The sequence below is a fragment of the Lysinibacillus sp. FSL W8-0992 genome (genome assembly GCF_038008685.1).
Lineage (GTDB): Bacteria > Bacillota > Bacilli > Bacillales_A > Planococcaceae > Lysinibacillus.
Genome location: NZ_JBBOZQ010000001.1, coordinates 1,333,493 through 1,347,855, shown reverse-complemented (window position 1 = coordinate 1,347,855; position 14,363 = coordinate 1,333,493). Strand labels below are relative to the sequence as shown.

12 protein-coding genes are annotated in these 14,363 nt (G+C 40.0%); 1 reads left to right on the top strand and 11 read right to left on the bottom strand.

Annotated features, from left to right (window positions below):
• Nucleotides 1-75 precede the first annotated feature (75 nt).
• On the bottom strand, nt 76-1,797 hold the full coding sequence (locus NSQ74_RS06530; RefSeq protein WP_340822218.1) for an adenine deaminase C-terminal domain-containing protein: 1,722 nt from the start codon (nt 1,795-1,797) through the stop codon (nt 76-78).
• 304 nt (nt 1,798-2,101) lie between these two features.
• On the opposite strand from NSQ74_RS06530, the gene NSQ74_RS06525 reads away from it, so the two are divergent.
• Nucleotides 2,102-2,539, top strand: a complete 438-nt coding sequence (locus NSQ74_RS06525) for a YgaP-like transmembrane domain (protein WP_340822217.1) — start codon at nt 2,102-2,104, stop codon at nt 2,537-2,539.
• Nucleotides 2,540-2,631: 92 nt separating this feature from the next.
• Here NSQ74_RS06525 and purD read toward each other — a convergent pair whose 3' ends face one another.
• From purD to purB, 10 genes are all read right to left on the bottom strand, one after another.
• The gene (gene purD, locus NSQ74_RS06520; RefSeq protein WP_340822216.1) at nt 2,632-3,888 is read right to left on the bottom strand and encodes a phosphoribosylamine--glycine ligase; all 1,257 of its coding nucleotides are present in this window, start codon (nt 3,886-3,888) and stop codon (nt 2,632-2,634) included.
• Nucleotides 3,889-4,154: 266 nt separating this feature from the next.
• Nucleotides 4,155-5,681: a bifunctional phosphoribosylaminoimidazolecarboxamide formyltransferase/IMP cyclohydrolase gene (gene purH, locus NSQ74_RS06515; protein ID WP_340822215.1), complete on the bottom strand. Its 1,527-nt coding sequence runs from the start codon at nt 5,679-5,681 to the stop codon at nt 4,155-4,157.
• Between the two features lie 183 nt (nt 5,682-5,864).
• A complete protein-coding gene (gene purN / locus NSQ74_RS06510) occupies nt 5,865-6,434 on the bottom strand; it encodes a phosphoribosylglycinamide formyltransferase (RefSeq protein ID WP_340822214.1) in 570 nt (189 codons plus the stop codon).
• Nucleotides 6,434-7,489 (bottom strand): phosphoribosylformylglycinamidine cyclo-ligase, encoded by a 1,056-nt coding sequence (gene purM / locus NSQ74_RS06505; protein WP_340822213.1) that lies wholly within the window; start codon nt 7,487-7,489, stop codon nt 6,434-6,436. The genes purN and purM overlap by 1 nt, the downstream gene beginning before the upstream one ends.
• A gap of 179 nt (nt 7,490-7,668) precedes the next feature.
• Entirely contained in the window at nt 7,669-9,093 is a 1,425-nt protein-coding gene (purF, locus tag NSQ74_RS06500) for an amidophosphoribosyltransferase (RefSeq protein WP_340822212.1), read from the bottom strand.
• Entirely contained in the window at nt 9,069-11,303 is a 2,235-nt protein-coding gene (gene purL, locus NSQ74_RS06495) for a phosphoribosylformylglycinamidine synthase subunit PurL (RefSeq protein WP_340822210.1), read from the bottom strand. Before purL ends, purF begins: the two co-directional genes overlap by 25 nt.
• A complete protein-coding gene (gene purQ / locus NSQ74_RS06490; protein ID WP_340822209.1) occupies nt 11,290-11,973 on the bottom strand; it encodes a phosphoribosylformylglycinamidine synthase subunit PurQ in 684 nt (227 codons plus the stop codon). Before purQ ends, purL begins: the two co-directional genes overlap by 14 nt.
• Before the next feature lie 2 nt (nt 11,974-11,975).
• Nucleotides 11,976-12,224 carry a phosphoribosylformylglycinamidine synthase subunit PurS gene (gene purS / locus NSQ74_RS06485; protein ID WP_024364458.1) on the bottom strand — a complete coding sequence of 83 codons (249 nt, stop codon included), beginning with the start codon at nt 12,222-12,224 and terminating at the stop codon, nt 11,976-11,978.
• A 2-nt stretch (nt 12,225-12,226) separates the two neighbouring features.
• Nucleotides 12,227-12,937, bottom strand: a complete 711-nt coding sequence (gene purC, locus NSQ74_RS06480) for a phosphoribosylaminoimidazolesuccinocarboxamide synthase (RefSeq protein WP_340822207.1) — start codon at nt 12,935-12,937, stop codon at nt 12,227-12,229.
• Nucleotides 12,938-13,064: 127 nt separating this feature from the next.
• Entirely contained in the window at nt 13,065-14,360 is a 1,296-nt protein-coding gene (gene purB, locus NSQ74_RS06475) for an adenylosuccinate lyase (protein ID WP_340822206.1), read from the bottom strand.
• Nucleotides 14,361-14,363 lie beyond the last annotated feature (3 nt).

Sequence of the window (14,363 nt, the reverse complement as noted above, 5' to 3'; positions counted from 1 at the left end):
CTCCTTTAGTCAATACCGCCTCGATGTAAAAGTGTATGCTGCTGCTCTGGCGCTACAAAAAATGTGCTACTACACCTAACGCATAACTGCAGGTAATAATAATTTATTCTTCATTACATCGAAAATTCCTTTAGGTGTAATTCGAATATACGGTAAATGCGTAGATTGTAAAAATAGTAAAGTATAAATAGCGTCGCCTAGACGATAACCACGTTCTGCTAATGCTTGCTTTAAGGCAAGCTCTTTTACTGTAAGCTCCTCCACATCGCCTTGATATAGAAGACCACCAATTGCTAGCGGAACCGATGCGACAACTTCTCCTTTTTCTACAAGGACAATACCCCCACGCATAGCCTTCATCTCTTCAAACGCTTTAAGCATATCGTCTTTATTTTTCCCGATAAGCAAAATATCCCCAGTGTTTGAATATGACGATGCAAAGCCTTGAACATTTGTTGCAAATCCTTTAATCATCGTATTAACATGCCAGTTTCCACTTCGGTTAATGAGCATTAAATAGCTTTCATCATGGTTTGCAAGCTGTCCTTCTCTTGTGATTAACGAATTATAAGGTTTTGTAATAACATCATTTACTAATTCAATCCCAAAAGGCATTGAAAATTGGAAGTCATGGGAAGTTAGTGAAAAATCCAATTCAAATGATGGAATTGCTTTATAGTCGATTGCATTAAAGCGATGCACTCGTTCGCCATCACGTTTTAACCAAACACCTTTTGACAGTACACTTTCTGGAACTGGATGCCATTCATCTTGCAAAATATTAAGCGAGGCAAAGCGACCAGTCGCAATAAAGCCATGTAAGTTTGACATATTGTAATAACGCGCAACATTATATGATGCCATTTGGTAAGCATCTATTGGTGAGACACCTGCATCTAAAGCGACTTGAATACATTTATCCATTACGCCATCTTGATGGAATGAAGGCGTTGAGCCATCAGTTGTCATCATTAGATGATCGAAAATAGGTAGTTGTTTTTCTACGATTCCTTTTAATAGATTCGGTAAATCAGGGCGGATAGAAGAATGACGAAGCGTTACTGCAAATCCTTGCATAATCCGTCGCTCTACTTCTTCCACCGTCATCGCCTCATGGTCGCCATCTGCACCAAGTAATTTCATTCGCGCTAAAGTGCGTTCTGAAGCACCTGGGAAGTGGCCTTCAATCTTTTTGCCATGCGCCTTAGCCATTTGCATGCGATATAACATTAAATCATCACCATGCAATAATTTTGGCCAACCAGTTAGCTCGCCACCTAACAATACATCATCACGTTGTAACCATTCTAAAATAGAAGTATTTGAAAAAATTTCTTCTTCCTGTTCCATTTCAGTCTGTGAGTCAAACCGCGCCCACCAATAAAAAGAGAACGGTAACTTCTTTAACTCATCTAATATTGAAAACGCTTTCTTGTTCTCTAAAGATAATACAAAACTTAAATTATCTGAGATAAAAGCGGTAGTACCTAGTTGCCCACAAAAATCAGCAAAAGACTGTGGATGGTACAACTGGAACGGATGAACATGAGGTTCAATATAACCTGGAACAATCGTTTTATTCGTACAATCAACAATTTCTGTGCCTTCTATTAAAGGTGGCATTCTATCCCCTGCATAAACAATACGGTCTTCTGAAATCCAAATGTTTCCTACCACCCATTGCTTTAACATGCTATGTAAATAACGCGCATTTTTCAAGACAATATTAGGCGATTTTTTGCCATCTATGACAGCTATATGTTGACGCAATTGCGAAATTCTCCATGTTGGATCCATGTAAATCGCTCCTTCCTAATTTGCGTAAAATTTCATTGTGTAAATCCTATTTGAATTCACATACTACTATTGCATAAGCGCTTATTTGTTTTCATTGCGCCTTTTGCGTAATGATTCGCATTTTGAATAGGACTCGTTATTTGACGCCTTTCAAAATCCGTGCCACATATCCTCTTTACTAAAAGACGATAAAATAATGCTGCTTTATGCAATCATCTTGTTTCAATCGTAACACAGCACTTTCATAAAGCAAAGTGCACCCCGCTTTATTTTTTCCACTATGACTAAAGGAGGAAATTATATAATGCAACAAGCAAATCTAAGTGATAAAAATGCCTTTTGCCGCTTTGCCCTTGGGACAAGTATGACGGCGTTTGGTATCGCTAAGGTATCTAGAAATCCTAGCTGTATGAAAGGACGACTTATGATTGCATTAGGAGCCATGAAAATGGCTGAAGGTATTTTTAAATATTGTCCTTCGAAGGCAATGTTGAACACAAATGTGGAAAATGCCATGAACACCTCTATGCAAAGTATGTTCAGTGGACAAAATTCTATGTCTTCTGAACAAAATTCTATGTCTTCTGAACAAATCAGTAAACTTATGAAGGATTTCTCCTCTGCTATTACTGGAAATTCGTCAGAACTAACAGCAAGTTTTAATTCATCTGACACCAGCACTTCAACACAAAATTCCTCAGACAGTAAAAATTCTACAAATAAAGCACAAAATCCTTCTTAGTCAAAGAAGCCGTCTCAATCAACATGAGACGGCTCCTTACTTTTTTAGAGAAATGATATGTCTATGAAAAATAATTATTTCAAGTAAAACTGTTATTTAAATGTACGCCAGCCGATATCTTTGCGGTAGAAAAAATTATCCCATTCTGCTGTTGCGATACCAGCATAAACTTTTTCTTGTGCTTCCTGTAAAGAAGATGCTTTAGCAGCAACAAGTAAAACGCGCCCGCCATTCCCTACAAACTTTCCATCTACATGCTTCGTACCTGCATGGTAGACAGCATGGGATGCAGATAATGCTTCTAAGTTCGGTAAGGCATTTCCTTTTACAACATCACCAGGATAGCCTTCAGCAGCAATGACAACACCTAACATAGCTTCGTTTGACCATTGCAAATCAAATGGTTTTTCATCCATTAATGCGCTCATAAACGCACCGAAATCGGATTTCATGCGTGGTAATACGACCTGTGTTTCTGGGTCACCAAAGCGTGCATTGAACTCGATTACTTTAGGGCCACTTTTCGTTAAAATAAGACCTGCATATAAAATGCCAGTAAATGAGACCCCGTCTTCTTCCATGCCTTTAACAGTAGGTTCAACAACTGTTTGATACGCTACATCTACTACATCCTGTGAAATTTGTGGTACAGGTGAATATGCACCCATTCCGCCAGTATTTGGTCCTTTATCGCCGTCATATACACGTTTATGATCTTGTGCAATGACCATAGGATAAATTTGGCCCTTGTGAACAAAGGACATAAAGGAGAACTCTTCACCATCAAGGAATTCTTCAATGACAACACGAGATGAAGATTCACCGAAACGTTGATTACCAATCATATCTTGCACTGCTTCAATCGCTTCTTCTTCCGTCATTGCTACAACAACACCTTTACCAGCTGCTAAGCCGTCTGCTTTAATAACGATTGGTGCTCCTTGTGCTTTAATATAGTTAATCGCTTTTTCTGCTTCTGTAAACGTCTCGTGGGTTGCTGTTGGGATATTATATTTATTCATAATATCTTTCGCATATGATTTGCTACTTTCAATTTGTGCAGCTGCCTTCGTCGGACCAAATATGCGTAGACCACGATGTGTAAAGAAATCCACGATTCCTTCTGCTAGTGGTTGCTCTGGACCAACAAATGTTAAATCTACTGCATTTTCTTTTGCAAATTGTGCAAGACCTGCAAAGTCCATTGTATCAATAGCAACAACCTCTACATCTTCTCGCATACCGTCGTTACCTGGTGAAACGAATACTTTTTCTACGGACGGAGAAATGCTAAATTGTTTGGCAATTGCATGCTCACGACCGCCACTTCCTATTACTAATACGTTCATAATTAGTGAATCCTCCTCTTTAAAGGTAAGGACTGTCTCATAAATCGCTCCACACTTTCTAGAAAAGTCCACTTCGCTTTCCGCGGCACAGTATTCGTTACTTGCTATTTAGTGCGTCATACTGTCTTGTGCTGTTTCTGCTTAAGTCGACTTGTACTTGGATATGAAAAAATAGCATACTAGAAACACGTCCAGTATACTATTTTTTTCTATTAGGACAGACCCTTTGTTTTTTTTTCTATTTGTAAATTACTGCATATCGACTATTAATGCTTGAAGTGACGTACACCCGTAAACACCATAGCAATGCCGTATTCATTTGCTTTATCAATTGAATCTTGGTCTTTAATAGAGCCACCTGGTTGAATAATCGCTGTAATACCTGCCGCATGCGCAGCCTCCACAGTATCACTCATAGGGAAGAATGCATCAGATGCAAGTGAAGCACCTTTCGCCTTATCACCCGCTTGCTCGAAAGCGATTTTTGCAGCACCTACTCGGTTCATTTGGCCAGCACCAACACCCAATGTCATTTGCGAATCTGTTACAACGATTGCATTTGATTTCACATGTTTAACTACAGACCAGCCAAGTTGTAATGCTTCCCATTCTTCCTCAGTCGGTTCTCTGTCTGTTACTACTTTAATGTCAGCGTCTGCAAAGCCATAGCTATCTGGCTCTTGTACAAGTAAACCACCTTCAACAGAAACAACGTTAAATTGATCTTTTTTAGCTTGCTCAAATGGAATTGTTAGTAATCGAATATTTTTCTTTTGTGTTAAAATGTCTAATGCTTCTTGAGAGAAAGCAGGTGCAATAATAATTTCTAAGAAAATATGGCTTAACTTTTCTGCAGTAGCCGCATCTACTTCCTGATTCAATGCAATAATACCACCGAAAATTGACGTAGAATCAGCTTCATATGCTTTATCAAAAGCTTCTTCTAGTGTTACGCCTGTACCAACACCACAAGGGTTCATATGCTTCACAGCAACCGCTGCAGGCATTTCAAACTCTTTTACGATTTGAAGTGCCGCGTTTCCGTCTTGGATGTTATTATATGATAATTCTTTTCCGTGCAGTTGCGTTGCATACGCCAATGAGAAATCAGAACCAAGGCGTTTTTGATAAAAGGCTGCTTTTTGATGAGGATTTTCGCCATAACGTAAGTTTTGTTTTAACTCGTAAGTAAGCGTTAAGCTTTCAGGGAATGCTTCTTCAGTTAAATGATTCGAAATATAAGAATCATAAGCTGCTGTGTGACGGAAGACTTTTGCCGCTAGCTTACGACGTGTTTCAATTGTTGTAGCGCCAGTTGCTTTCAGTTCTTCTAATACTGTTGCATAGTCATTGCTATCTACAATAACTGTTACGTATTGATGGTTTTTAGCAGCAGAACGTAGCATAGTTGGCCCACCAATATCAATATTCTCGATGGCATCATCCCATGTTACATTAGGCTTTGAAATTGTTTCAACGAACGGATAAAGATTAACACATACAATTTCAATTGGTTCAATGCCGTGCTCATTCATTTGTGCTTGATGAGAAGCATCATCAAATTTCCCTAATAGTCCACCGTGAATCATTGGATTTAAAGTTTTCACACGACCATCTAAAATTTCTGGGAATTTTGTTACTTCATCCACTGCTGTTACAGCGACATCATTGTCTTGTAACATTTTTTTTGTACCACCAGTTGATAAAATTTCATAACCTAATGCCACTAATTCTTTTGCAAATTCTAAAATACCATCTTTATTGGAAACACTGATTAATGCACGTTTTGTCACAACGAAATCCTCCTAATTTGTCTCGTGTATAGCCACGAAAATATCTAGCCAACTTGATTTAGCGGAGTTAGGTGCTAATTGAACGACTCGTTCTATTTGAGCGGAGTTCATCATAAATTGATCGAATCTTACGGGTAATTAGCGTTTCCCGTTACAATAAGCCAGACCTAACTACCTACCAATCTACTTTAATAATTGCTGTAATGCCTTTGTATATAGTACATGCTCTTCTTTATGAATAGCAGTTTCAGTTGCCTCGCGATCCCCTTCGATAACTTCAACAGCAGCTTGCGCAATAATAGGCCCTGTATCCATGCCTTCATCCACAAAATGCACCGTAACACCAGTCACCTTGACACCGTGCTCTATTGCTTGGCCAATCGCATCTTTTCCTGGAAAGGATGGTAATAGTGAAGGGTGGATATTAACGATACGCTGTGGATATGCCACCAATAGCACCTCACTAATTAAACGCATATACCCTGCAAGCACAATCCACTGCACACCACATTCACGTAAAGCTTCAATAATAGCAGTTTCATATTCTACTTTCGAGGCAAATTGTTTTGGGCTCAAAGCTAGCACTGGGATGCCAAATTGTTGAGCACGTGTAACGACAAATGCAGTAGGCTTATCTGTTACAACAAGCTCAACCTTTGCATGTAATTCTCCACGTTCAATCGCTTCTTGTATAGCTTGAAAATTACTGCCGCTTCCTGAAGCAAATACGGCAATTTTAACTGGTGCAGTCATTACACTAAACTCCCATCATGTGAGCCGTTAAATACAACACCCTCGCCTTTCACAACGCGACCGATTTTGTACGCTTTTTCACCATTCGCTTGTGCTGTAGCAATTACTTTCTCTGCTTCTGCTGCTGGTACAGCCAACACGAAACCAATACCCATATTGAAAACATTGTATAAATCTTTGTCCTCAAGCTGACCTTTTTCCTTTAAAAATTCGAAAATACGAAGAACTGGCCAAGAACCTAAGTCAATTTCTGTTGCTAAGCCCTCTGGCATCATACGTGGAAGGTTTTCATAGAAGCCGCCACCTGTTACGTGTGCGCAACCATGAACGTCAGCTGCTTTTAATGCTGCAAGTACTGGTTTTGCATATAACTTAGTCGGTACTAGAAGCGCTTCACCAATTGGTCCTAAATCTTCGAAGCCTTCAATAACTGCGTCTACTGCATAGCCGTTGTCAGCGAAAACAATTTTACGTACTAATGAATAGCCGTTTGAATGGACACCACTTGAAGCTAATCCAACAAGCACGTCACCTTCGACGATATTTTCACCTGTTACGATTGCCGATTTTTCACATGCGCCTACAGCGAACCCTGCTAAATCATACTCATCTTCTTCATAAAGGCCAGGCATCTCAGCAGTCTCACCACCGATTAAGGCAGCACCGGATTGTACACAACCATCTGCAACACCTTTCACGATTTGTTCGATCTTCGCTGGCTCTGCTTTACCAAGTGCCACATAATCTAAAAAGTAAAGTGGCTCTGCACCTTGCGCTACGATATCATTTACACACATAGCAACACAGTCCACGCCAATTGTATCGTGCTTGTCTACCATAAATGCTAATTTTAATTTTGTCCCAACACCATCTGTACCTGAAATGAGAACAGGTTCTTTAAGATTTAGTTCTGACAAGTCAAACATACCACCAAAGCCACCAAACGTACCCATCACACCTAGTCGATTTGTACGTTCAACGTGAGACTTCATTCGTTTTACAGCTTCGTAGCCTGCTTCAATATTTACACCTGCTTGTTCATATGCCTTTGACATGCAGAGATCCTCCTTTAAATTATTTACGCAGCAGTCCATTACTTTTAAAAGTAGAGGACATATGCATGTTCAACATTCAGTGAGGAATCGTAATCCTTACTCAATGTTATTTCACCTTCAGCGGATACCCACCAAATAACTGTGGGCAGTCCGACAAGGTTTCATCTATTAACATACACTTAGCGTAAAAGTTCTTTTTCATGTGGTAAGATTGTATCTGGGAAAATTTCAGTTGGGTATTTGCTTGTAAAGCATGCTAGGCAAAGACCTTTGTTCTCATCCTCAAATGGACGTGCTATCGTTTCTACCATACCTTCAACGGAAAGGAATGTTATTGAATCAGCACCGATCGCTTCTCGGATTTCATCTACACTATGACTCGAAGCAATAAGTTCTTCATGTGTCGAAGTATCAATGCCGTAATAACAAGGGTCAGTCATTGGTGGAGAAGAAATAACTACATGCACCTCAGCTGCACCAGCATCTTTCAGCATTTTGACAATACGACGTGAAGTAGTACCGCGTACAATCGAATCATCTACCATCACAACACGTTTTCCTTTGACAACTTGAACTACAGGTGAAAGCTTCATTTTTACACCGCGTTCACGTAATTCTTGCGTCGGTTGAATGAACGTACGGCCAACATAACGATTTTTAATTAAACCCAACTCATACGGAATACCACTTTCTTCAGCAAAGCCAATTGCTGCAGAAATACTTGAATCAGGTACACCTGTTACGACATCCGCTTCAATATGTGCACATTCACGTGCAAGTTGTTTCCCCATACGTTTACGTGCCATATGCACATTAATACCGTCAATATCAGAATCTGGACGTGCTAAGTATACATATTCCATCGCACACATTGCGCGATTTTCCATATTAGCAAAACGGTCAGATTTTACGCCCTCATCGTTTATAATTAATAATTCCCCTGGTTCCACAGAACGAACAAACTCTGCCCCTATTAAATCAAACGCACAAGTTTCAGAAGCAACAACCCAACCATCTCCTAGTTTTCCAAGAGATAATGGACGTAAACCATGTGGATCACGTGCAACAAGCATTTCATCTTTTGTCATAATTAAGAACGAATACGCACCCTTTAGTAATGAAAGGGCATTTTTCACCTTCGCTCGGAATGGTGAATGCGAGCTTTTCTTAATAAGATGCGCTAACACTTCTGTATCTGAGCTAGAGTGAAAAATACTACCTTGACGCTCTAGATATTGCTTTAAGTGTGTCGCATTGACTAAGTTACCGTTATGAGCAATTGAAAGGCTACCTGTAGATGAATGAAATAGTAATGGCTGTACATTTTCGATACCGCCACCACCAGCAGTCGTATAACGAACATGCGCAATAGCCGCTTTTCCGTCCACTGCCTTTAACTTCTCTTCATTGAAAACATCATTCACTAATCCTTCACCTTTCACCGCGCGAAGGTGAAGACCGTCAGAAACGACGATACCAGCACCTTCTTGTCCACGGTGTTGAAGAGCATGAAGCCCGTAATAACTAAGGTGTGCTGGATTTGGATTGCCCCAAATACCAAACACCCCACATTCTTCGTTTAAGCCTCTGAGTTCAGCAAGCATGGGATTGCTCCTTTCCAATTAGAACGGAATTCCTCCACTGTACCTTCTACAAGCACACCGTTGTCCCCGTTGATTTTAACAAGTGCATCGTTCGTTACGACACCGATTTTCAGTGCACCTTCTACTGTTTCTACAAATGCAGCTGCATTTTCTTCTTTGACAGTTACAACAAAACGGGTTTGTGTTTCACTGAATAGAGCCGTTGTTGCAGAACCTGTTAACGTTACATCAATACCAAGACCTTGCGCACCAAAAGTAGTTTCTGCAAGTGCTACAGCAAGTCCACCCTCTGCTACGTCATGCGCAGATTGTACAAGTCCCGCTTTAATCGCTTTTAGTAATGCTTGTTGGCGGGCTGCCTCCACAGCCAAGTCTATAGCTGGTGCTTTTCCTGAGATTACACCATTATTTAATAATTTTTGAAGCTCAGAGCCACCGAATTCAGTTTTCGTTTCACCAATAACGAATACGACATCACCAGTAGCTTTTACATCTTGCGTTGTTACATGTGCTAAATCTTCTATTAGTCCTACCATACCAATTGTTGGTGTTGGATAAACAGCTTCTCCTGAACGTTCGTTGTAAAGTGATACGTTACCACCGATTACTGGTGCATTTAATGCTGTACAAGCAGCAGAAATACCATCGGCAGATTTTTCAATTTGCCAGAAGATTTCTGGCTTCTCTGGATTACCGAAGTTTAAGCAGTCTGTAATTGCAAGTGGTGTACCACCCGTTGCCACAATGTTACGAGCCGCTTCTGCTACTGCAATGGCACCGCCCACTTCAGGATCAAGGTAAATGTAGCGAGAGTTACAGTCTGTTGTCATCGCAAGACCTTTGTTCGTACCACGCACACGGATAACTGCAGCATCTGAACCAGGCGCCACAACTGTTGACGTACGTACTTGATAATCATATTGATCATAAACCCATTCTTTTGAAGCAATTGTTGGTGCTTTTAAAAGCGCGTTTAATGTTTCTTTGTAATCTGTTATAGCTGGCTCAGCGTTGTCGATTGCTTGGAATTCTGCATAGTATGCAGGCTCAGCAGAAGGCTTATGGTAAACTGGCGCATCTTCCGCAAGTGCATCCGCTGGTACATTCGCTACAACTTCACCGTTGTGAAGTAAACGAAGCATTTTATCGTCTGTAACGACACCAATAGCTACTGCATCTAAATCATATTTATCGAAAATCGCTTTAATTTCATCTTCGCGACCTTTTTTCACAACTAATAACATACGCTCTTGAGATTCGGATAGCATCATCTCGTAAGCAGTCATGCCTGTTTCACGTTGAGGTACTAAATCTAAGTTCATTTCTACACCAGATCCAGCTTTAGAAGCCATCTCTGCTGAAGAAGAAGTAAGACCCGCAGCACCCATATCCTGAATACCAACTAGAGCATCCGATTTTACAACTTCTAAGCAAGCTTCAAGTAGTAGCTTTTCCATAAATGGGTCCCCTACTTGCACAGCTGGACGTTGGTTTTCTGATTCCTCTGTTAATTCTTCAGATGCAAATGTCGCACCATGAATTCCATCACGACCAGTTTTTGCACCTACGTACATAACTGTATTTCCTACACCTGCGGCAATACCGCGTTGAATATCTTTGTGGTCAATTAAACCAACACACATTGCGTTCACTAGTGGATTTCCTTCGTAGCAAGGGTCGAATTGAATTTCGCCACCAACCGTTGGAATCCCAATACAGTTACCATATCCAGCAATACCTGCAACAACTTCTTCAAATAAATATTTACCACGTGCTGATTTCAACTCACCAAAGCGTAGTGAATTTAGCATTGCGATTGGACGTGCACCCATTGAGAATACGTCACGAATAATGCCGCCTACACCTGTTGCTGCACCTTGATAAGGCTCGATTGCTGAAGGATGGTTATGTGATTCCATTTTAAATACAACTGCTTGCTCGTCACCAATATCTACAATACCTGCACCTTCACCAGGACCTTGTAATACTTGTGGTCCCTTTGTAGGGAATTTACGTAAAACTGGTTTCGAATTTTTGTATGAGCAGTGTTCAGACCACATTACTGAGAAAAGACCTGTCTCTGTCCAGTTTGGTAGACGGCCTAAAATACCTTCTACCATTGCAAATTCTTCGTCTGACATCCCCATTCCAGCGTATAGCTTTTCATCTTTAATTTGCTGTGCTGTTGGCTCAAACTTAGTTGTTGACATGATTTTCCCTCCACTGCTTCACAATTGATTTAAATACTGCTAGACCGTCTGCTCCGCCCACTAGTGCATCGACAGCTCTTTCTGGGTGAGGCATCATTCCTAATACATTTCCGCGCTCGTTAATAATCCCTGCGATATCCTCTAAAGAACCGTTTGGATTTTCTCCTGAGTATGTGAACACGATTTGATTGTTATCTTTTAGTTTTTGTAATGTTTCCTCATCACAGTAGTAATTGCCTTCACCGTGTGCGATTGGAATATTAATTACTTGACCTTGCTCATATTGATTTGTGAATAATGTATTGTTGTTTTCAACTTTAAGCTGTATAGTACGACACATGAATTTAAGATTTTTATTGCGAAGTAAAGCACCAGGCAATAATCCTGCCTCAGTAAGAATTTGGAACCCGTTACAAACGCCTAATACGGGCTTACCAGCATCTGCTGCTTTTTTAACTTCAGCCATAATGTTTGATTGGTTTGCCATAGCGCCACAACGTAAGTAGTCGCCATAAGAGAAACCACCAGGTACTAAAATACCGTCAAAGCCACTTAAATCTGATTCTGTGTGCCATACATATTCTACTTCTTCACCTAGTTCGTCTTTAATCGCATGATACATATCGATGTCACAGTTTGACCCAGGGAATACGAGTACTGCGAATTTCATGATTAGTTAGCCTCCTCGACTTCGTAACGGTAGTCCTCAATTACTACATTTGTTAAAACTTTTTCACACATTTCTTTAACTAGAGTATCTATATCACGCGCTGAATCTCCAACAGTTAGTTCAAGATATTTACCGATACGTAAATCTTCTACTTCACCATAGCCCATTTTTGCTAAAGAACCTTGTACTGCTGAACCTTGTGGATCTAGAATACTCTCACGTAATGTTACGTAAATTTTAACTTTTTTCATTGTTATTTGCCTCCGAGTCTAGAAAGAATAATAGTATATACTTCAGTTAAATTACCAAGGTCTCGACGAAAGACATCTTTGTCCAACTTTTGCTTTGTTTTTGTATCCCAAAGTCTGCACGTATCTGGTGAAATTTCATCTGCCAGTAGGACATCTCCGTTTGTGTCACGTCCAAATTCCAGTTTAAAGTCAATTAGCGTGACATCAACATCAGCGAAAATCGGTTGCAGTACTTTATTAACTGCTAATGCACCATCATACATAGCTGTTACTTCTTGTGCTGTTGCTAAGTCAAGTACATCAATATGCTCCGTTGTAATAAATGGGTCACCTAACGCATCATCCTTATAATAAAATTCAACGATTGGGCGTTTTAATGGTGTGCCTTCTTCAAAGCCAAGACGTTTTGCTAAGCTACCTGCCGCGATGTTACGTACGACAACCTCAATTGGAATAATTTCAACCTTTTTCACTAGTTGTTCCGTAGCAGACAATTGTTTTACGAAATGTGACGCAATTCCGTTAGCTTTTAATTTTTCGAAAATTAAGGAGGTAATGCGGTTATTTAACACGCCTTTGCCTTCAATCTCTTCTTTTTTCTCACCATTAAATGCAGTTGCACTATCTTTGTATTCTACTAAAAGTATAGTAGGCTCTTCTGTCGCATATAATTTTTTGGCTTTACCTTCATACAAAAGTTGGTCTTTCGTCATTTCGTCATTCCCCCAGATTATTATGAAATACGCCTCGACGTATTGATGTTATGGATTTTGAATCTGGGATAAGATTCAAAACCCGTAACATCCGTCGTGGCACTAACTGTCTATCGTTTCAATACGGTTAGTTAAGTCCAAGACGTTCAAAAATCATGTCTACATGCTGTAAGTGGTAGTTGTAATCAAAGCACTCATCTAACTCTTCCTTCGTTAAGTATGAAGTGATTTTTTCACTTCCATCAACTAACGTACGGAATTGTACTTGCTCGTCCCACGCCTGCATCGCTAATGGCTGAACTGTATCATACGCTTCTTCACGTACTAATCCTTTATCGATTAGTGCTAATAAAATGCGTTGAGAGTAAATTAGCCCAAATGTTCGACCCATATTACGTTTCATGTTTTCAGGGAATACTGTTAAATTTTTCACGATGTTACCGAAGCGATTTAACATATAGTTCAATGTGATTGTCGCATCCGGTAAAATAACGCGCTCAGCAGATGAATGTGAAATATCACGCTCATGCCATAATGCTACGTTTTCATAAGCTGTCACCATGTAACCACGCATTAAACGTGACATACCAACCATGTTCTCAGAGCCGATTGGATTACGTTTATGCGGCATAGCAGATGAACCCTTTTGCCCTTTCGCAAAGGCTTCTTCTACTTCTCTCGTTTCTGATTTTTGCAAACCACGAATTTCAGTTGCGAACTTTTCGATTGATGTTGCAATTAATGCAAGAGCACTCAAATATTGTGCATGTCGATCACGCTGTAATGTTTGCGTAGAAATTGGCGATGCTGCAAGCCCTAATTTATCACAAACATATTGTTCAACACGTGGGTCAATATTTGCATACGTGCCAACTGCGCCAGACATCTTACCTGTTTCAATTACAGCTGCAGCTGCATCAAAGCGTTCTAAGTTACGCTTCATCTCTTCATACCATAATCCTAATTTTAATCCGAATGTTGTTGGTTCCGCATGCACACCATGTGTACGGCCCATCATAACGGTATGCTTATGCTCTTTTGCTTTTGCTGCAATAATATCAATAAAATTCACAATATCTTTTCTTAAAATATTATTTGCTTGTTTAATCACGTAAGAAAGGGCTGTGTCCACAACATCTGTTGAAGTTAAACCGTAGTGCACCCATTTCCGTTCTTCGCCTAGTGTTTCAGATACAGCACGTGTAAAGGCAACTACATCGTGACGTGTTTCTTTCTCAATTTCTAAAATACGATTTACATCAAATGAAGCATTTTCACGAATTTTAGCTACATCTTCTTTTGGAATATCGCCAATTTCTGCCCAAGCCTCACATGCTAAAATTTCAACCTCTAGCCAAGCTTGGTATTTATTTTGTTCTGTCCAAATTGCACCCATCTCAGGTCTTGTGTAACGTTCAATCATCGC